The sequence below is a fragment of the Streptomyces sp. NPDC005791 genome (assembly GCF_042871485.1).
Classification (GTDB): Bacteria; Actinomycetota; Actinomycetes; order Streptomycetales; family Streptomycetaceae; genus Streptomyces.
Genome location: NZ_JBIAIP010000010.1, coordinates 178,493 through 196,791, shown reverse-complemented (window position 1 = coordinate 196,791; position 18,299 = coordinate 178,493). Strand labels below are relative to the sequence as shown.

Here is an 18,299-nt window from a genome sequence, read left to right as displayed (position 1 = left end):
GCCGCCACCGCACCCGCGAGAGGGGCGCCCCGCCGACCGGCGGGGCGCCCCTCTCGGGCTGCGGGCCCCATGGAGCCCGGGGTCTGCGGGACGTCAGTTGTGGCCGAAGCGCTTCTGGTGCTTACGGGCGACATCGGCAGGGCTGCCCTGTCCCTGCGACTGAGGCCGGGTCTGCGACTCGTACGCCGTCGACTTGGCCTCCTCCGCGCCACGCTCCGCGGCGGACGCGCGGTCGTGCTGGCCGGCCTGCTTGCGGTTCTTGTTCTTCGCCATCGTGATGCCTCCTGTGGGAGATCTGGGGGTCCAGAACCGCTGTCAGACTCACATGTCACCACAAAAGCCGCATGTTGGATCATTACCGAGCGTAATAGGGGCGGTATCATGCCCCGTTTCCGGATCCGCCACGCCGATGATCGAGTTCCGGACCTCAACCCCCCCGCCGTCGGGCAGACTCGAAGGAAACCCTGAGTGAGCAAACCGGGTCGGCGGACCCACCCACCGGTCCGGTCCCGCCGCCCCGCTCCCGAACTGGAAGAGGGTGGAACGCGTGGACCGTTGCGTCGTCCTGGTGGACGCCGGCTACTTGCTGGGCGCCGCCGCGAGCCTGCTGGCCGGAGAGCCCGCTCGTTCCCGCATCACCGTCGACCACGCGGCCCTGATCCAAGGTCTGCGCGAGCGCGCCGTCGCCGACACCGAACAGCCCCTGCTGCGCATCTACTGGTTCGACGGCGCCCCCGACCGGGTGCCGCAGCCCGAGCACCGCAGGCTGCGGGTCATGCCGCGGGTGACCGTTCGGCTGGGCGCTCTCACCCGCAGTGACGGGCGGTGGGCGCAGAAGGGCGTCGACGCGGCCATGCACGCCGAACTGACCGAGCTCGCCAGGAACCGGGCCTGCTCCGACGTGGTGCTCGTGACCGGTGACGGCGACCTGTTGCCCGGGCTGATGTCCGCCAAGGAGCACGGCGTCGCCGTCCATCTCTGGGCCGTCCAGGCCGCCGACGGTGACTACAACCAGTCCGAGGACCTGGTCGCCGAGGCCGACGAGCGCCGGGTGCTCGACCGGGCATGGATCACCAAGGCCGTACGGGCGAAGGACACGGGCGGTGTCTGTGCGCCGCCGGCCGTCCCACGCCCCGAGATCGCCGCGATCCTGTCCGCGCCGCTGCCCGAGGCCGCCCTCGCCGCCTCGGCCGAGCGGGCATCGGAGGCCCAGGCCGCGGCGGCCCGCAACGGCACCGGAGCGCCGGCCGGGGACGCGGCCCCGGACACCAGGCCCGCGCCCGGCCCCAGGAGCGTCCCGACCCCCAAGGACCTGGCGAGCCTGCGCGCGCCCGGACCACAGGCCACGCAGCACACCGTCCAGCAGCCGGCCGCCAACGCGACCCTGCGCTGGTCGTCCGACAAGGGCTGGGTCGAGCGCGGCGGACCGCTCGGCGAACCCGCCGAGACCGCGTCCCTGCCGACCCTGGCCCAGCTCACCAGCGCGGAACAGCGCTGGGCGGACCGGGAGGAGGACATCACCACCGTCGGCGGTGACCCCTTCGAGGTCGGCCAGGTCTTCGCCCGGCGCTGGATGGAACGGTTGCCGGAGACCGTCCACCTGCAGAAGCTGTCCACGATGTATCCCCGCATCCCGCACCGCATCGACGGCGAACTGCTGCGGTACGCGGCCCGCTTCGGCCTGCTCGCGCACAAGGACGACCAGATCGACGAGCACGACCGCTATGCCATCCGGGCGGGGTTCTGGCGCGAGATCGACGTACGGGCCGCCGCCGAACACGCTCCCGCGGGGGAGTGAGCGGGTCGGTGCAGCCCTGCCCCGGCCGCAATACGGGGCATCCGACCCCGTACTCTCGTACCTCGTGAGTACGGGCACAGCACAGGCACAGACCGGGACCGGGACCGTATGCGCGGTGCGTGATCTGGTCAAGACCTATCCCGCCGTCCGCGGCCGACGCGGCCGCGCCGCCACTCCTGAGGTGCGCGCCACCGACGGGGTCTGCCTCGATGTCCGGCGCGGAGAGATCTTCGGGCTCCTCGGGCCCAACGGCGCCGGCAAGTCCACGCTCGTACGCCAGCTCACCGGGCTGATGCGTCCCGATCTGGGGAGCGTCGAGGTGCTGGGACACGACCTCGTGCGCCACCCCGAACGGGCCTCGCGGCTCATCGGCTACCTCGGCCAGGAGTCCACCGCCCTCGACGAACTGACCGTGTCGCTCGCCGCCGAGACCACCGGGCGGCTCAGGGGCCTGCCGGCACGGCAGGCACGCGCCGCGCGCGACGACGTGCTGGAGGAACTCGGGCTCACCGCGCTCGCCGGGCGGCCCCTGAAGAAGCTGTCCGGCGGACAGCGGCGGCTCGCCTGCTTCGCCGCGACACTGGTCGGCGAGCGCCCCGTCCTCGTGCTCGACGAGCCGACGACCGGGATGGACCCCGTCGCCCGGCGGTCGGTCTGGGCCGCCGTCGACCGGCGGCGGGCCGAGGACGGGGTGACGGTGCTGCTCGTGACGCACAACGTCATCGAGGCCGAGACGGTCCTGGACCGGGTGGCCGTCATGGAACGCGGCAAGGTCATCGCCTGCGACACACCGTCAGGGCTCAAGGAGCAGGTGGCCGGAGAGGTCCGGGTGGAGCTGGTGTGGCGCGAACGCGCACCGCTGGAGGTCCCCGAGGTGGCCGCGCTCCGCGAGTCGGCGCAGGAGTCCGGGCGTAAGTGGGTCCTGCGCCTCGGACCCGACGAGGCGCGGGCCGCGGTGGCAGCGGTGACCGGCGGGGCGGCCTTCTCCTCGCTCGACGACTTCACGCTGGCCACGCCCAGCCTGGAGGACGTCTATCTGGCGCTCGGCGGGGACGCCGCCAGGGCCATCGAGGGACTGGTGAAGGCGTGATCAGGAAGGTGAACGTGCCGGGAGGCGTGTCGGAACACGTGTCGGAGTCGAAGGGGAGCACTGCCAGGTGACGAGCATCGTTCCCACCGAACCCGCGAAGGTGTCCGGGCCGAAAATCCGGACCTCCGCCGTCCGCACCGGCCGGCCCGCCCGCACGGCCCCCGCGGCTCTCGCGCCGCGGGCCCGGCTGCTGCCCTCGCTGGCCGCCGTCTACCGGGCGCAGCTGTCGCGGGCGAGGGTCGCCCGGATCCCGCTGCTGTTCGTCGCGACCTTCCAGTCCGTCGGCATCATGGTGCTGATGCGCGGGGTCGTCGACGGCGGCGCGGAGGCACGGGCCGTCGTCGCCGGCTCCAGCGTGCTGGTCGTGGCCTTCGTCGCGCTCAACCTGCTCGCCCAGTACTTCGGCCAGCTCCGGGCCGGCGGCGGGCTCGACCACTACGCCACGCTGCCGGTGCCTCCCGCCGCGGTGGTGCTGGGGGCGGCGGGGGCGTACGCCTCGTTCACCGTGCCCGGCACCATCGTCACCGCCGTGGCGGGCAGCGCGCTCTTCGGCCTGCCGATGACGCATCTGTGGGTGCTCGTCGCGGTCATCCCGCTCTCCGGCGCTGCCCTCTCCGGCCTGGGCGCCGCCCTCGGGCTGCTGGCACCACGGCAGGAGCTGGCGACGCTGCTCGGCCAGCTGGGCATGTCGGCCGCGCTGCTGCTGGGCGTACTGCCGGCCGAGCGGCTGCCCGGTCCCGTCGGCTGGGCGCGTGATCTGCTTCCCTCCACCTACGGCGTCGAGGCGCTGTCCCGCTCCTTCGACGCCCACCCCGACTGGGCGGTCGTCGTCCTCGACCTCGCGGTGTGCGCGGCGGTCGGTGTGCTCTCGCTGGCCGTGGCCACGTGGGCGTACCGGCGGGCGGCGGTCCGGTGAGGCGGTGCACGGGCCGGCCTGGCACGATGGCACCGTGACCGCACCGTTGACGCCGCCGCACCAGCCCCAGCCGAACGACCCGTGGCAGGTCCCGCCCTCCGGGTCGCATGCCGTGCCCGGCGGGGAGCCGGGCGTGGCCGAGCGGCGGGCGGAGGTCCGCCAGGGTGCTCTGATCGCCGCGGTGCTGACGGTGGCGGGCGTCGGCCTCGGACTGCTCTGGCTGTGGCTGGCGCCCCGGGTACCGCTCGTCTCCGACGACACCGCCGTCTTCCTCGAGAACAGCGAGGGCGAGGAGGCCATGGGGGCGGACGGCACGTTCGTGCTGCTGGGGCTCGCCTTCGGCCTGGTCTCGGCTGTCGCCGTCTTCCTCTTCCGCCGGCGCGGGGGCATCCCGCTGGTGGTGGGACTCGCCCTGGGAGGGCTGCTCGGTTCCCTGCTGGCGTGGGGGACCGGCACCTGGCTCGGGCCGACGTCCGATGTGGTGGCCCATGCCAAGGAGGTCGGCAAGGGTGTCACCTTCGACGCGCCGCTGGAGCTGCACGCGGTGGGGGCGGCGGTGCTCGCCTGGCCGATCGCGGCGATGCTCGTCCACCTGGGACTGACCGCGTCGTTCGGCCCGCGTGACCCCGAGCCGGAGTGGGGATCCCCTTACTGGGCTCCCCAGGCCGGACCGGGCACCGGGACCGCGTTCGGGCCTGCGCCGCAGCTCGCCGAGGAGCCGGAAGCCGAGGGCGGCAGGCCGGCGGACGGCGAGGGCCGGGCGCGACCCTAGCGGGTTCCCGCAGTCGCTCATCCGCGTCCCCGTTCCAGGGCATCCGTGCTCCGGAACGGGGACGCGCGCGCTCCGGGCCGTTTCCGCCCCGGGACCCGGGGCACGCGAGGGGTGAGCTACTACGAAGGGACCGACATGAGCGCCGGAGAGAAGAGCAAGGCCAAGACCGAGCAGATCGTCGGCAAGGTCGTACGCAAGGTGGCCCACGCGGTCGGTGACGACACCACCGCGGCCAAGGGAGCGGCCCTGGAGACCCGGGGCAAGGGCCGGGACACGAAGGAGAAGGCGAAGGGCGCCTTCAAGCGCTGATCCTTCACGCCGACGACGGGGCACGCCCCGGCAGAGCCGCGACCGGGTGTCCGTGTCGCGGCGCTCTGCTGCCGGAGGCCCGTGGACCCGCGCTACGCCCGCCCGATGGGGGCCGAGGTCGCGCCCGTCAGGGATGCCAGGTCCGCGGGGGAGAGTTCCACCTCCAGGCCGCGGCGGCCCGCCGAGACGCAGATCGTGGCGTGCGACCCGGCCGAGGCGTCCAGCACCGTACGCAGGCGCTTGCGCTGGCCCAGGGGGGAGATGCCACCCCTCACGTAGCCCGTGGTGCGCTCCGCCACCACCGGGTCCGCCATGGCCGCACGCTTGCCGTCCACGGCCGCTGCCAGCGCCTTCAGGTCCAGTGATCCCGCGACGGGCACCACGGCGACGACCAGGTCGCCGTCGACGTCGGCGACCAGTGTCTTGAACACCCGGTCGGCGGAGACCCCGAGGGCCGCGGCCGCCTCCTCGCCGTAGGACGGGGACGAGGGGTCATGCTCGTACGAGTGGACCGTGAACGTGATGCCGGCCCCGGTCAGGGCGACCGTGGCCGGGGTGCCCCCCGGCTGCTGTCTGCTGGACTTCTTCGCCACCTGGCAGGTCCTCGGGTCAGTTGGGATACGTGGGGTCGCGCGTCAGGTCGGCCGCCGGCAGCGACGGCAGGTGCCGGATGACGGCCGTCTCCTTGCGCAGGAGCGCCAGCTCCTCGCGCAACCGGGTGGCGGTGTCCGGGGCCTGGAGCAGCCGCTGCTTCGTCGGGACGTCCAGCACGGCGGCGGCAGCCACCAGGTACGAGACGACGGACGGGTCGTCCGGCAGGTCCGCGCCGGTCGTCAGGGAGCGTTCACTCGCCCCGGCCAGCCGCTTCTGGTAGCTGCGGAAGGCCCGCAGGACGCCCTCCGCCAGGGCCCCCGCCTCGTCCGTGAGCGGGTGATCGCCCCCGGCGGCCCCCGGCTCCTCCGGCAGTTCCTCGACCTCGGCCGTCAGGAACGGGCCGCTCGCGTCGACGGAGAGCAGCCGGACCCGCGTGGTGCCGGTCGCCAGGACCTCGTAACTGCCGTCGGAGCGCTCGCGGATCTTGGCGGTGTCCGCGACGCAGCCGACCCGGTGGAAGGTCTGGAGGGGATCGGGGCCGAAGCCGTCGCCCGGCGCCCGCTCCGCGGGAGGTGCGGCGGCGACCGTGTCCGGCATCCCGGTGGCGGTCGGGGCGGTCTCGCGGCCGTCGCGGATCGCGACCACCACGAATCGGCGCGGTTCGTCCTCGTCGATCGCGAGCAGCTCGCGCATCATGGCGCGATAACGCTGCTCGAAGACGTTGAGGGGCAGCACGAGGCCGGGGAACAGCACCGCGTTCAGCGGGAAGAGGGGCAGGCGAGCGGTGGTCACAACGGCCAAGCCTAATGGCCGTGGGGCGCCCTGTGTTCCGGCCTCCCGCACAGTGGCGTGGACGAGGCCACCCGGAGCCGGACATCCGCCCGCGCGTCGAGGAATCCGCCGAGCGCCTCCCGGGTCACGGAGGCCCATGGGAACGAGGTGGCGTACGGCCCGATCAGCCGGAACTGCTCCAGCGCCTCGGTCGCGCGGCCCCGTGCGACCAGGACGTAGGCGAGGAGGTTACGGACCTCGGCGGGCCAGGGATCACCGGCGGGGAATTGGGCCGAGAGGCGGATCGCGAGGTCGGCGGCCGCGTCGATCCGGTCCGCCTGCACGGAGGTCGCCCGTGCGGTGGCCCTCTCGTCCCGCAGCAGAGCGAAGGCCGCCCGTGCGGGGAGTGCCTGCACCAGGGAGTCGCGGGCGGCGTCCTCGGCCGCCCGCTCGGCGAAGTCGAAGCATTCGCGGTGGGAGCCGTACCACTCGGCCGACAGGTACCTGAGCGCGGCGACATGGCTGCCGTAGTGGTGCGGGGAGCGGCGCACGGCCTGCTCCCACAGCCCCTCGAAGACCGTGTGCGGGGCATGGGTGCCACGGGCGTGGTCGAGCGCGAGCCGCCACGGCACCGGGTCACGGGGATCGGCCTCGGCCGCCGCCGTGATCAGCGGGCCGACCTCGCGCAGCAGCTCGGCATGGGCGGGGGACTCCCAGGCGCGGCGCACCGCCAGCGCGGCCTTGACGAGCAGGGCGTCCGGATCGCGCGGGGCGGCACACAGCCAGTCGGTGAGCCATGCGTCACGGCTGCGGGCGAAGGCGACCAGCCGGGCCAGGACGCGGTCGCGGGTCTCCCAGTCGGCGGCGTCCCGGGTGGCGGCGAGGAGCTTGGCCACGAGTTCGAAGTCGCCCAGGGCCGCGGCGACCAACGCGGGGGAGAGCCGCTCGTCGGGGGCGTCGAGCAGCACCGCGTCGTCCGCCGGCAGCCCGGCCGACAGCCCGGGGCCGTACCGGAACGTGCGCGCGGAACCGAGCAGTGCGCGGAGGAAAGCCATGGTGCAGACCATTGAAAAGCCCTGGTGGGGGCGGCGCCAGAGGGGCTCTGTGAAGCTTCTGTGGCGAGTGGAAGGGTTGCCCTGACCGAGGTCAAGAAAAGGCAAAGGAAGCGCGTGCGGGTGGCTCGATCCCGACCTTTTCCGTTCCTCTGACCGCTCGTCCGGTCGGGCTTCGAGCGGCCCTTCGATCACTGTGCGGGCAGGAAGCCGGCCGGATGCGACGCCGCGTTCCGGTCAGCCGCGCCGCAGCAGCCGGGACGCGCCCGCCGCGACCGTCGTGGCCAGTATCCACCCCACCAGTACCAGAGCCGCCGCCGTCCACTGCCAGCCGCCCTCCAGCAGCCAGTAACCGTCCTGCCCGAGATGGATCACCGGCACCAGCAGATCCAGCGCGTACAGCGCGGGATTCCACTGCGGATGTTCGTCCCCCTTGATCGACTCCGGGTGGTACTGCGAGAAGGCCACCGCCCCCGCGGCCCACAGCACCGCCATCCAGACCAGGGCCCGCCCCGGGCGGTAGCCGTACGCCACCGTCCAGTCCTGCAGATAGCCCCAGATCCTTCCCGCGGGCGGCAGCGTCTCGCGCCGGCGCCTCTGCTTGGCGAGCAGCACCTCCCGTGCGTCCGCGTCCTCCCCGCAGCTGCGGAGCACAGCGGCGAGGCGCTCGTACGGTTCAGGGACGTACTCCGGGGTCGCGGCCAGCACCCACTCCAGGCGCCGGGACAGCGGGAAATGGCCGTACGGGACGAGGTTCTCGTACACAAAGCCGCCCATCGCCAGGCCGCCCGGGCCCGGCCAGCTGGTCGACACGTCGATCAGGGTGACGACCTTCGCGCCGTTCAGCACGACGCGGCCCTCCCGCGGGCGCTCCGCGTTGAACCGCAGCTCGGGCGTCACGATCCGGCGCAGCGACAGCTCCTCACGGTCGGCGAGCACGAACCGGGCCTTGTGCAGGTCCACCGCGTCCCCGAACCGCCCGTCGTCGAGCCGGACCGCGCCCCGGCACTCGAAGACCTGCGCACGCGTCCCACGCGCCGGGCCGCCGCCGCGCGCCACACCGAACGGGGGAGTGGTGCCCTGATTCCCCGTGTCGATGCTGACCCAGGCCTCCGTCATGTACAGCGTGCGCTCCACGCTCAGCTGCGGGGCGTTCAGTGCGCGCCGCCCGTCCGTGGCGCGCAGCCGGCTGCCGCGCAGGCTCAGCGAACCGCCGACCTTCGCCCCGCGCAGGCTCAGTTCGCCGAGCGTCTCGATCATCTCGGCCTGCAGGTCCTGCGCCACCGACATCCCGTCGCCCACGAAGGCGCGGCCGCGCCGGTCGGGGCCGATACGGATCTGGTTGATCAGCAGGTCCGTACCGATCTGGGCGTCGGTCAACCGGATGCCGCGCTCGATCAGGCAGCGGGGCAGATGCAGATCGCCTTCCGTGTGCAGCCGGGCCGCGTCCAGCCTCGGCACCGCGCAGCGCACCATGCGCAGCGTCGTGAAATGACACTCGGGCAGCACCACCTCCTGCTCGAAGCGGCAGCCGGTCAGCTCCACGTAGGGCGAGACGCGCCCGCCCGCCAGATCCAGTTTCCCCGTGATGCGGACACCCCGGAGCTTCAGAGCGGCCACCCGCCCCGGCCGCGCCGCCGGCCCGCTGAGCAGCAGCCTCGCCACCGTCCGGGCGCCGACGCTCCGCTCCGGTCCCCAGCTGTGCGGGGCGAACGGATCGTCGCGGACCGGATCGTGGGAGCGCAGATCGTAGGTGGTGCCGTTCCGGAAGGACTGCCACATACCCAGCTCCGCGGCGCTGAGCCCGTCGGGGATCTCGCCGTCATGCGGTTCGGTCACTGCCTCACCTCCGCCTGCGCGTTCTGTCCCGCGCTTCGTACAGTCGTTCTTCCCCTCTGTGTGACGAAGTGAACGCTAACGGTCAGCAGTGACAGCCGGGACATGTATCAGCCAGTGATACGGAGGACCGGACGCCGGAAACGGTCTGAGAGAATTGTCGGTGTGATCTCTCGAATCGATCTGCGCGGCACCGCCCTCCCCGAGGGTGGCGCCCTGCGCGACCTGCTGCCCCGTGCCGAGTTCGACGTGGAAGCCGCCCTGGAGACGGTGCGGCCCATCTGCGAGGACGTACGCCATCGTGGCTCCGCTGCAGTGATCGACTGGGGAGAGAAATTCGACGGCGTACGCCTCGACGCGATCCGCGTCCCGGCCGACGCGATCACCGCGTCGCTGGAGCGGCTCGACCCCGCCGTACGGGCGGCCCTGGAGGAGTCGATCCGCCGCGCCCGGCTCGTCCACCGCGAGCAGCGCCGCACCACGCACACCACCCAGGTCGTCCCCGGCGGCACGGTCACCGAGAAGTGGGTGCCCGTCGAGCGCGTCGGGCTGTACGTCCCGGGCGGACGCTCGGTCTACCCCTCGTCCGTCGTCATGAACGTCGTTCCCGCCCAGGAGGCCGGCGTCGAGGGTATCGCCGTGTCCTCACCGCCGCAGAAGGAGTTCGGCGGCCTGCCGCACCCCACGATCCTCGCCGCCTGCGCGCTCCTCGGCGTGGACGAGGTGTACGCCGCCGGAGGCGCCCAGGCCGTCGCGATGTTCGCGTACGGCACGGCGGACTGCCTGCCCGTGAACCTCGTCACCGGCCCCGGCAACATCTACGTCGCCGCCGCCAAGCGTCTCCTCAAGGGCCGTGTCGGCATCGACGCCGAGGCCGGCCCCACCGAGATCGCGATCCTCGCCGACGCGAGCGCCGACCCGGTGCACGTGGCCGCCGACCTGATCAGCCAGGCCGAGCACGACCCGATGGCCGCCGCCGTCCTCGTCACCGACTCCGAGCGGCTCGCCGCCGCCACCGAGGCCGAACTGGGGCCGCAGGTCGCCGCGACCCGCCACGTCACGGACCGGATCGAGCCCGCGCTGGCCGGCCGCCAGTCCGCGATCGTCCTGGTCGACGACCTGGAGGACGGCCTCAAGGTCGTCGACGCGTATGCCGCCGAGCACCTGGAGATCCAGACGGAGAACGCCGCCGCCGTCGCCGCCCGGGTCCGCAACGCCGGTGCGATCTTCGTCGGCCCCTGGTCGCCCGTCTCCCTCGGCGACTACTGCGCCGGCTCCAACCACGTCCTGCCCACCGGCGGCTGTGCCTGCCACTCCTCGGGCCTGTCCGTGCAGTCCTTCCTGCGCGGCATCCACATCGTCGACTACACCCGCGACGCGCTCGCCGAGGTCACCCACCACGTGGTGACCCTCGCCGAGGCGGAGGACCTCCCCGCGCACGGCGCCGCACTCAAGGCCAGGTTCGGCTGGAAGGTACCGCAGGCGTGACGAACGGCAGCACCACCCCGAACGCGTGGGACGCGCTCCCGATCCGCGACGAGCTCCGCGGCCAGTCCCCGTACGGGGCGCCCCAGCTCGACGTGCCGGTCCGGCTCAACACCAACGAGAACCCGTACCCGCTGCCCGACGCGCTCGTCGACCGCATCGCCGAACGCGTCCGTGAGGCCGCCCGCGACCTCAACCGCTACCCCGACCGTGACGCCGTGGAGCTCCGCACCGAGCTCGCCCGCTACCTCACCCGCACCGCGGGACACCAGGTGGCCGCCGCCAACGTCTGGGCCGCCAACGGCTCCAACGAGGTCCTCCAGCAGCTGCTGCAGACCTTCGGCGGCCCCGGACGCACCGCCATCGGCTTCGAGCCCTCCTACTCCATGCACGCCCTCATCGCCCGCGGCACCGGCACCGGCTGGATCTCCGGTCCGCGCGACGAGGACTTCACCATCGACGTGGAGGCCGCGAAGGAGGCCATCGCCGAGCACCGGCCCGAGGTGGTCTTCATCACCTCGCCCAACAATCCGACCGGCACCGCGGTGGACGCGCGGACCGTCGTGGAGCTCTACGACGCCGCCCAGGCCGCCCGGCCCTCGATGGTCGTCGTCGACGAGGCGTACGGCGAGTTCAGCCACCACCCCTCGCTGCTCCCCCTGATCGAGGGCCGCCCGCACCTGGTGCTCTCCCGCACCATGTCCAAGGCGTTCGGCGCCGCGGGCCTGCGCCTCGGCTACCTCGCGGCGGCCCCCGCCGTCGTCGACGCGGTGCAGCTGGTGCGCCTGCCGTACCACCTGTCCTCCGTCACGCAGGCCACCGCGCTGGCCGCCCTGGAGCACACCGATACCCTGCTCGGGTACGTCGCGCAGCTCAAGAGCGAGCGCGACCGGCTGGTCGACGGACTGCGGGAGCTCGGCTTCGCCGTCACGGACTCGGACGCCAACTTCGTCCAGTTCGGCCGCTTCGCCGACAGCCACACCGCCTGGCAGCAGATCCTCGACCGGGGCGTCCTGGTCCGGGACAACGGCGTACCGGGGTGGCTGCGGGTCTCCGCGGGAACCCCGGCAGAGAACGACGCGTTCCTCGATGCGGTGCGCGAACTCAAGAAGGAGCACGACGCATGAGCCGCGTAGGCAGGGTGGAACGGACCACCAAGGAGACCTCCGTACTCGTCGAGATCAACCTCGACGGCACCGGCAAGGTCGATGTCGCGACCGGGGTCGGCTTCTACGACCACATGCTCGACCAGCTGGGCCGGCACGGGCTCTTCGACCTCACGGTCAAGACCGAGGGTGACCTGCACATCGACTCGCACCACACCATCGAGGACACCGCCCTCGCCCTCGGCGCCGCCTTCAAGCAGGCCCTCGGCGACAAGGTCGGCATCTACCGTTTCGGCAACTGCACCGTACCGCTGGACGAGTCGCTCGCCCAGGTCACCGTCGACCTCTCCGGACGCCCCTACCTGGTGCACACCGAGCCGGAGAAGATGGCGCCGATGATCGGCGAGTACGACACGACGATGACCCGGCACATCCTGGAGTCCTTCGTCGCCCAGGCGCAGATCGCGCTGCACGTCCACGTCCCGTACGGCCGCAACGCCCACCACATCGTGGAGTGCCAGTTCAAGGCGCTGGCCCGCGCCCTGCGCTACGCCAGCGAGCACGACCCGCGCGCAGCCGGAATCCTTCCGTCCACGAAGGGCGCGCTGTGACCGGTCTCAACACCGTTCTGATCATCGTCGGCCTCTTCCTGGCCGGCGGCGTCTACTCCTTCTGGAAGCAGGGCATGCCCAAGGGCGTCGTCGTGCTGCTCGGGATCGGCTCCGTGATGTGCCTGGTGGCGGGCATCATGCGGATCCAGGGACTCTGGGACTGAGGTAGCACTGTGAGCGACAAGAAGAAGATCGTCGTCTTCGACTACGGCTTCGGCAACGTCCGTTCCGCCGAGCGGGCCCTCGCCCACGTCGGCGGCGACGTGGAGATCACCCGCGACTTCGACACCGCGATGAACGCCGACGGGCTGCTCGTCCCCGGCGTCGGCGCGTTCTCCGCCTGCATGGCGGGGCTCAAGCAGGCACGCGGCGAATGGATCATCGGCCGCAGGCTGTCCGGCGGCCGCCCCGTCATGGGCATCTGCGTCGGTATGCAGATCCTGTTCGAGCGCGGCATCGAGCACGGCGTGGAGACGGAGGGCCTCGACGAGTGGCCCGGCACCGTCGGACCGCTGAAGGCCGACGTGGTGCCGCACATGGGCTGGAACACCGTCGAATCCCCCGAGGGATCCCAGCTCTTCGCGGGACTGGACGCCGAGGCCCGCTACTACTTCGTGCACTCCTACGCGGCGCACGACTGGTCCCTCGAAGTGACCAACGCCAAGATCCGTGCCCCCAAGGTCACCTGGGCCACGCACGGAGAGCGCTTCGTGGCCGCCGTCGAGAACGGCGCGCTGTGGGCCACCCAGTTCCACCCCGAGAAGTCCGGCGACGCCGGCGCCCAGCTGCTGACCAACTGGATCGAGACGCTGTAATGCCGAAGCTTGAACTGCTCCCCGCCGTAGACGTCCGCGACGGACAGGCCGTCCGTCTCGTGCACGGCGAATCCGGCTCCGAGACCTCCTACGGCTCCCCGCTCGAGGCGGCCCTCGCCTGGCAGAGTTCCGGCGCCGAGTGGCTGCACCTCGTCGACCTGGACGCCGCCTTCGGGACCGGCGACAACCGTGCGCTGATCGCCGAAGTGGCCGGCGCCATGGACATCAAGGTCGAGCTCTCCGGCGGCATCCGCGACGACGCGTCGCTCGCCGCCGCCCTCGCCACCGGCTGCCGCCGGGTCAACCTCGGCACCGCCGCCCTGGAGAGCCCCGAGTGGGTCGCCAAGGTCATCGCCGAGCACGGCGACAAGATCGCCGTCGGCCTCGACGTCCGGGGCACGACGCTGCGCGGGCGCGGCTGGACCCGCGACGGCGGCGACCTCTACGAGACGCTCGCCCGCCTCGACTCCGAGGGCTGCGCCCGCTACGTCGTCACCGACATCGCCAAGGACGGCACGCTGGAGGGCCCCAACCTGGCGCTCCTGCGGGACGTCTGCGCCGCAACCGACAAGCCCGTCGTCGCCTCCGGCGGCGTCTCCTCGCTGGCCGACCTGCGCGCGATCTCCCTGCTCGTCCCGGAAGGCGTCGAGGGAGCCATCGTCGGCAAGGCGCTGTACGCGAAGGCGTTCACCCTCGAAGAGGCCCTCAAGGCGGTCGCCGCATGACGGACTCCGTACGCCGCGTCTCCTCGGGCGGCCCGTGGGAGGACAAGTTCGGCTATTCCCGAGCGGTCCAGCTCCCGGACGGACTCGTCCTGGTCTCCGGCTGCACCTCGGTGGTCAACGGCCAGATCTCCGCGGGCAGTCCGTACGAGCAGGCCGTCGCCTCCTTCCAGGTCGCCTTCGACGCGCTCAAGCAGGTCGGACTCGGCCGTGAGGACGTCGTCCGCACACGGATGTACCTCACCCACGCCCGCGACGTCGACGAGGTGGGCCGCGCCCACAAGGAGCTCTTCGACGAAGTCCGCCCCGCCGCCTCCATGCTCATCGTCTCCGGTTTCGTCGACCCCTCCCTGGTCGTCGAGGTCGAGGTCGAGGCCTACCGGGCAGGTGAGCGATGACGCTCGCCGTACGGGTCATCCCGTGTCTGGACGTCGACAAGGGCCGCGTCGTCAAGGGCGTCAACTTCCAGAACCTGCGTGACGCGGGCGACCCCGTCGAGATGGCGAAGCTGTACGACGCCGAGGGCGCCGACGAGCTGACCTTCCTCGACATCACCGCCTCCAGCGGTGACCGCGAGACGACGTACGACGTGGTGCGCCGCACCGCCGAGCAGGTCTTCATCCCGCTCACCGTCGGCGGCGGGGTCCGCACCCCTGACGACGTAGACAAGCTGCTGCGCGCCGGGGCCGACAAGGTCGGCGTCAACACCGCCGCCATCGCCCGCCCCGACCTCATCCGGGAGATCGCCGAACGCTTCGGGCGCCAGGTGCTGGTGCTCTCGGTCGACGCGCGCCGCACCCCCGAGGGCACCTTCGAGGTGACGACCCACGGCGGACGCCGGGGCACCGGCATCGACGCCGTCGAGTGGGCGCACCGGGCGGCCGAGCTCGGCGCGGGCGAGATCCTGCTCAACTCGATGGACGCCGACGGCACGAAGGACGGCTACGACACAGAGATGATCAAGGCGGTCCGGGCCCACGTCACCGTCCCCGTCATCGCTTCCGGAGGTGCGGGCCGGCTCGCGGACTTCCCGCCGGCCGTGGGCGCGGGCGCCGACGCGGTTCTCGCCGCGTCCGTCTTCCACTTCGGTGACCTGCGGATCACCGAGGTCAAGGGCGCTCTGCGCGAGGCCGGGCACCCCGTTCGCTGACCCTGTCCGAGGAGTCACCGGTCGTGAAGACCGGCGATCTCGCCGATGTGCGCCCGGGGGACGCGCCGACAGAGTGGCGCCGTCAGCACATGACGGCGCCCCCGCGGTGCTCCCCCGAAGGCCCAGGACAGTGGGCCGCCGGCTGTCGCGGTGTGGTTCGCCACAACCGAGAGGATCCCCCCTCGTGCAGCAGCACCTCCCCTCCGGCGACATCTCCCCCCACCGCCATCGGGTGTCGAAGAGCCGCTCCCGCACCGTCAAGCTCGCCGTCGCCGCGGCGGCCGCGACGGCCGGTCTGGTCACGGCGCTGATGCCGGGCGCCCACGCCGCCGACAACCCGTACGAGCGTGGTCCGGCCCCGAGCAACTCGAGCATCGAGGCGAGCCGCGGCTCGTACGCCACCTCCCAGACGTCCGTGTCCTCGCTGAGTGTCAGGGGCTTCGGCGGCGGGACGATCTACTACCCGACGTCCACCTCGGACGGGACGTTCGGCGCGATCGCCATCTCGCCCGGCTTCACCGCGTATCAGTCGAGCATCGCCTGGCTGGGGCCGCGGCTCGCCTCGCAGGGCTTCGTGGTGTTCACCATCGACACCAACACCACGGCGGACCAGCCGGCCAGCCGCGGCGACCAGTTGCTCGCCGCGCTGGACTACCTCACCGAGGACAGCTCGGTGCGCAGCCGGGTCGACTCCTCACGGCTCGGCGTGATGGGCCACTCCATGGGCGGCGGTGGCACGCTCGAAGCCGCGAAGGACCGTCCCTCGTTGAAGGCGGCGATCCCGCTGACCGGCTGGAACACGGACAAGACGTGGCCGGAGGTGCGGACCCCCACGCTGGTCGTCGGTGCGGACGGGGACACCGTCGCGTCCGTCACCACCCACTCGGAGCCGTTCTACAACTCGCTGCCGAGCTCGCTGGACAAGGCGTATCTGGAGCTGCGGGGTGCCACCCACTTCACCCCGAACACCTCCAACACGACGATCGCGAAGTACAGCATCTCGTGGCTGAAGCGCTTCATCGACAACGACACCCGCTACGAGCAGTTCCTCTGCCCGATTCCGTCGGCCGGCCTGACGATCGCGGAGTACCGGGGCACCTGCCCGCACAATTCCTGACCGACAGGAGCACCAGGAGCCGGACCGCGTCACACGGTCCGGCTCCTCGTGCTTCCCGGCCCGCCGTCCACGGGGCCGCGTCGACGAGGTCCGGAGACAAGACCGGCGATCTCGCCGATGCCCGCGCGGGGGAGCCACCGCGAAAGTGGCGGCAGCACCGATGAACGACGGCGTGACCGACACGGCGCACCCCGAAGCCCCCGGACGACGGGGCCGCAGGCCGCCACGGCGCGCTTCCGCCACAACCGAGAGGAACCCCCGTGCAGCAGCACCTCCCCTCCGGCGACATCTCCCCCCACCGTCACCAGGTGTCGAAGAGCCGCTCCCGCACCGTCAAGGGCGCCCTGGCGGCCGCGGCGGCGACCGCCGGTCTGCTCACCGCGCTCGTCCCCGGCGGAGCGCAGGCCGCCGACAACCCGTACGAGCGTGGTCCGGCCCCGAGCAACTCGAGCATCGAGGCGAGCCGCGGCTCGTACGCCACCTCCCAGACGTCCGTGTCCTCGCTGAGTGTCAGGGGCTTCGGCGGCGGGACGATCTACTACCCGACGTCCACCTCGGACGGGACCTTCGGCGCGATCGCCATCTCGCCCGGCTTCACCGCGTACGAGTCGAGCATCGCCTGGCTGGGGCCGCGGCTCGCCTCGCAGGGCTTCGTGGTGTTCACCATCGACACCAACACCACCCTGGACCAGCCGGCCAGCCGCGGCGACCAGTTGCTCGCCGCGCTGGACTACCTCACCGAGGACAGTTCGGTGCGCAGCCGGGTCGACTCCTCACGGCTCGGTGTGATGGGCCACTCCATGGGCGGTGGCGGCACCCTGGAGGCCGCGAAGGACCGTCCCTCGTTGAAGGCGGCGATCCCGCTGACCGGCTGGAACACGGACAAGACGTGGCCGGAGGTGCGGACCCCCACGCTGGTCGTCGGTGCGGACGGGGACACCGTCGCGTCCGTCAGCTCGCATTCGAAGCCGTTCTACAACTCGCTGCCGAGCTCGCTGGACAAGGCGTATCTGGAGCTGCGGGGTGCGTCCCACTTCACCCCGAACACCTCCAACACGACGATCGCGAAGTACAGCATCTCGTGGCTGAAGCGCTTCATCGACAACGACACCCGCTACGAGCAGTTCCTCTGCCCGATCCCGTCGGCCAGCCTGACGATCGCGGAGTACCGAGGCACCTGCCCGCACTGATCCGGGGGACGACAGGGGGCCGGACCGTGCGTACCGCGGTCCGGCCCTCCGCCACGACGGGGCCGTTCAGTCCCTGCCGAGGAACCCGGCGAGAGACCCGGCGAAGCCGGGGTCCCGTACGGCCGTCAGATGGTCGCCGGGCAGCACGACCAGCTCCGCGCCCTCGATCGCGTCGGCCAGGACCCGGGGGCGTACGGCCAGGGGGTCGCTCTCGCCGGCCAGCACCAGCGTGGGCACCGTGATCCGGTCCAGCGGCAGCGCGCCCCGGTGTACCGCCCGGATCTGCGCGGCCAGTGCGTGACGGTCGGCGCCCGAGGCGTCGGCCAGCAGCCTGAAGCCCCGGGTCCGCTCGGGTACGTCCGCCGCGTCGTCGGCCGTCAGCGCGGCCGAGACCAGCTCCGGCGGCATCGCCCGGGTGTCCAGGCCGCCCACCTCCACCGCGCCGGCGCCTATCCCGCCCACCACCAGGCGGCTGATCCGGGGATCAGCCGCCGTGGCCAGGACCGCCACCACGGCGCCCATGGAGTAGCCCGCGAGATGCACATGGTCCGTGCCGATACGGTCGATGAGCAGCCGGACGTCACGGGCCATCAGGGACTCGCCGTAGTACGTGTCGTCGTGCGGCCGGTCGGACGCACCGTGGCCGCGCGCGTCCAGGGCGTACACCCGCCGGCCCCGCGCCACGAGCGCCTCGACGACACCGGGGCCCTCCCAGTTCAGCCGGGCGTGCGCGGCGAAGCCGTGCAGCAGCACCACCGGGGGCAGGGCGTCGTCCGCGTTCCGCGACCAGGACCAGTAACGCAGGGTCAAACCGTCGTGTGTACGCAATTCATCAGCCATGCACCGACGTTACGGGCGGCCGCCGCTGAAAGGGCCCGGACTGTGCCCCCGCACAGCGCGGCCGCCGTTCCGTTGGGAAACCGCACCGCTCGGGGCCGACCGGGAACCGGGAGCGGACGCGAGGC

The 18,299-nt window shown here is 72.3% G+C and carries 21 protein-coding genes; 15 read left to right on the top strand and 6 right to left on the bottom strand.

Annotated features, from left to right (window positions below; genetic code table 11):
* Window positions 1-93: 93 nt before the first annotated feature.
* On the bottom strand, window positions 94-273 hold the full coding sequence (locus tag ACFYSH_RS21110) for a hypothetical protein (protein WP_359466354.1): 180 nt from the start codon (window positions 271-273) through the stop codon (window positions 94-96).
* 265 nt (window positions 274-538) lie between these two features.
* Between ACFYSH_RS21110 and ACFYSH_RS21105 the strand changes: the two genes are divergently transcribed.
* The 5 genes from ACFYSH_RS21105 to ACFYSH_RS21085 all read left to right on the top strand — a co-directional run bounded on the left by ACFYSH_RS21105 (window position 539) and on the right by ACFYSH_RS21085 (window position 4,885).
* Window positions 539-1,798: an NYN domain-containing protein gene (locus ACFYSH_RS21105; protein WP_359466352.1), complete on the top strand. Its 1,260-nt coding sequence runs from the start codon at window positions 539-541 to the stop codon at window positions 1,796-1,798.
* A 64-nt stretch (window positions 1,799-1,862) separates the two neighbouring features.
* The gene (locus ACFYSH_RS21100; RefSeq protein WP_359466350.1) at window positions 1,863-2,888 is read left to right on the top strand and encodes an ABC transporter ATP-binding protein; all 1,026 of its coding nucleotides are present in this window, start codon (window positions 1,863-1,865) and stop codon (window positions 2,886-2,888) included.
* Window positions 2,889-2,955: 67 nt separating this feature from the next.
* Window positions 2,956-3,804: an ABC transporter permease gene (locus tag ACFYSH_RS21095; protein WP_388754381.1), complete on the top strand. Its 849-nt coding sequence runs from the start codon at window positions 2,956-2,958 to the stop codon at window positions 3,802-3,804.
* A 4-nt stretch (window positions 3,805-3,808) separates the two neighbouring features.
* Window positions 3,809-4,576, top strand: a complete 768-nt coding sequence (locus tag ACFYSH_RS21090) for an ABC transporter permease (RefSeq protein WP_388754378.1) — start codon at window positions 3,809-3,811, stop codon at window positions 4,574-4,576.
* Between the two features lie 135 nt (window positions 4,577-4,711).
* The gene (locus ACFYSH_RS21085) at window positions 4,712-4,885 is read left to right on the top strand and encodes a hypothetical protein (RefSeq protein ID WP_359466346.1); all 174 of its coding nucleotides are present in this window, start codon (window positions 4,712-4,714) and stop codon (window positions 4,883-4,885) included.
* Between the two features lie 92 nt (window positions 4,886-4,977).
* On the opposite strand, the gene ybaK is transcribed toward ACFYSH_RS21085, so the two are convergent.
* The 4 genes from ybaK to ACFYSH_RS21065 form a co-directional block, all read right to left on the bottom strand.
* The gene (gene ybaK, locus ACFYSH_RS21080) at window positions 4,978-5,478 is read right to left on the bottom strand and encodes a Cys-tRNA(Pro) deacylase (RefSeq protein ID WP_359466344.1); all 501 of its coding nucleotides are present in this window, start codon (window positions 5,476-5,478) and stop codon (window positions 4,978-4,980) included.
* 16 nt (window positions 5,479-5,494) lie between these two features.
* Window positions 5,495-6,271, bottom strand: a complete 777-nt coding sequence (locus ACFYSH_RS21075; protein WP_359466342.1) for an LON peptidase substrate-binding domain-containing protein — start codon at window positions 6,269-6,271, stop codon at window positions 5,495-5,497.
* 11 nt (window positions 6,272-6,282) lie between these two features.
* Window positions 6,283-7,317, bottom strand: coding sequence for a hypothetical protein (locus ACFYSH_RS21070; RefSeq protein ID WP_388754374.1), 1,035 nt, complete (start codon window positions 7,315-7,317; stop codon window positions 6,283-6,285).
* A 222-nt stretch (window positions 7,318-7,539) separates the two neighbouring features.
* Window positions 7,540-9,141, bottom strand: a complete 1,602-nt coding sequence (locus ACFYSH_RS21065) for an oxidoreductase (RefSeq protein WP_359466338.1) — start codon at window positions 9,139-9,141, stop codon at window positions 7,540-7,542.
* Between the two features lie 162 nt (window positions 9,142-9,303).
* On the opposite strand from ACFYSH_RS21065, the gene hisD reads away from it, so the two are divergent.
* The 10 genes from hisD to ACFYSH_RS21015 all read left to right on the top strand — a co-directional run bounded on the left by hisD (window position 9,304) and on the right by ACFYSH_RS21015 (window position 17,334).
* Window positions 9,304-10,626 carry a histidinol dehydrogenase gene (gene hisD, locus ACFYSH_RS21060; protein ID WP_359466337.1) on the top strand — a complete coding sequence of 441 codons (1,323 nt, stop codon included), beginning with the start codon at window positions 9,304-9,306 and terminating at the stop codon, window positions 10,624-10,626.
* Complete coding sequence (locus ACFYSH_RS21055) at window positions 10,623-11,750, top strand: histidinol-phosphate transaminase (RefSeq protein ID WP_359466335.1); 1,128 nt, start codon at window positions 10,623-10,625, stop codon at window positions 11,748-11,750. Before hisD ends, ACFYSH_RS21055 begins: the two co-directional genes overlap by 4 nt.
* Window positions 11,747-12,340 carry an imidazoleglycerol-phosphate dehydratase HisB gene (gene hisB / locus ACFYSH_RS21050; RefSeq protein ID WP_031098999.1) on the top strand — a complete coding sequence of 198 codons (594 nt, stop codon included), beginning with the start codon at window positions 11,747-11,749 and terminating at the stop codon, window positions 12,338-12,340. The genes ACFYSH_RS21055 and hisB overlap by 4 nt, the downstream gene beginning before the upstream one ends.
* Window positions 12,337-12,504, top strand: coding sequence for a hypothetical protein (locus ACFYSH_RS21045; protein ID WP_164493711.1), 168 nt, complete (start codon window positions 12,337-12,339; stop codon window positions 12,502-12,504). The genes hisB and ACFYSH_RS21045 overlap by 4 nt, the downstream gene beginning before the upstream one ends.
* 9 nt (window positions 12,505-12,513) lie before the next feature.
* Window positions 12,514-13,155, top strand: a complete 642-nt coding sequence (gene hisH, locus ACFYSH_RS21040) for an imidazole glycerol phosphate synthase subunit HisH (RefSeq protein ID WP_359466333.1) — start codon at window positions 12,514-12,516, stop codon at window positions 13,153-13,155.
* Window positions 13,155-13,880 (top strand): bifunctional 1-(5-phosphoribosyl)-5-((5-phosphoribosylamino)methylideneamino)imidazole-4-carboxamide isomerase/phosphoribosylanthranilate isomerase PriA, encoded by a 726-nt coding sequence (gene priA, locus ACFYSH_RS21035; RefSeq protein ID WP_359466331.1) that lies wholly within the window; start codon window positions 13,155-13,157, stop codon window positions 13,878-13,880. The genes hisH and priA overlap by 1 nt, the downstream gene beginning before the upstream one ends.
* Window positions 13,877-14,275: a RidA family protein gene (locus tag ACFYSH_RS21030; RefSeq protein ID WP_359466330.1), complete on the top strand. Its 399-nt coding sequence runs from the start codon at window positions 13,877-13,879 to the stop codon at window positions 14,273-14,275. The genes priA and ACFYSH_RS21030 overlap by 4 nt, the downstream gene beginning before the upstream one ends.
* Window positions 14,272-15,027, top strand: a complete 756-nt coding sequence (hisF, locus tag ACFYSH_RS21025) for an imidazole glycerol phosphate synthase subunit HisF (RefSeq protein ID WP_359466328.1) — start codon at window positions 14,272-14,274, stop codon at window positions 15,025-15,027. Before ACFYSH_RS21030 ends, hisF begins: the two co-directional genes overlap by 4 nt.
* A gap of 184 nt (window positions 15,028-15,211) precedes the next feature.
* Entirely contained in the window at window positions 15,212-16,144 is a 933-nt protein-coding gene (locus ACFYSH_RS21020; RefSeq protein ID WP_359466326.1) for an alpha/beta hydrolase, read from the top strand.
* Between the two features lie 260 nt (window positions 16,145-16,404).
* On the top strand, window positions 16,405-17,334 hold the full coding sequence (locus ACFYSH_RS21015; RefSeq protein WP_359466325.1) for an alpha/beta hydrolase: 930 nt from the start codon (window positions 16,405-16,407) through the stop codon (window positions 17,332-17,334).
* A 66-nt stretch (window positions 17,335-17,400) separates the two neighbouring features.
* On the opposite strand, the gene ACFYSH_RS21010 is transcribed toward ACFYSH_RS21015, so the two are convergent.
* Window positions 17,401-18,174, bottom strand: coding sequence for an alpha/beta fold hydrolase (locus ACFYSH_RS21010; RefSeq protein WP_359466323.1), 774 nt, complete (start codon window positions 18,172-18,174; stop codon window positions 17,401-17,403).
* Window positions 18,175-18,299 lie beyond the last annotated feature (125 nt).

Coding starts and splice junctions, on each gene's coding strand:
- ACFYSH_RS21110 (WP_359466354.1), bottom strand. CDS start 273: ATGGCGAAGAACAAGAACCGCAAGCAGGCCGGCCAGCACGACCGCGCG.
- ACFYSH_RS21085 (WP_359466346.1), top strand. CDS start 4,712: ATGAGCGCCGGAGAGAAGAGCAAGGCCAAGACCGAGCAGATCGTCGGC.
- ACFYSH_RS21070 (WP_388754374.1), bottom strand. CDS start 7,317: ATGGTCTGCACCATGGCTTTCCTCCGCGCACTGCTCGGTTCCGCGCGC.
- hisB (WP_031098999.1), top strand. CDS start 11,747: ATGAGCCGCGTAGGCAGGGTGGAACGGACCACCAAGGAGACCTCCGTA.
- priA (WP_359466331.1), top strand. CDS start 13,155: ATGCCGAAGCTTGAACTGCTCCCCGCCGTAGACGTCCGCGACGGACAG.
- ACFYSH_RS21030 (WP_359466330.1), top strand. CDS start 13,877: ATGACGGACTCCGTACGCCGCGTCTCCTCGGGCGGCCCGTGGGAGGAC.
- hisF (WP_359466328.1), top strand. CDS start 14,272: ATGACGCTCGCCGTACGGGTCATCCCGTGTCTGGACGTCGACAAGGGC.
- ACFYSH_RS21010 (WP_359466323.1), bottom strand. CDS start 18,174: ATGGCTGATGAATTGCGTACACACGACGGTTTGACCCTGCGTTACTGG.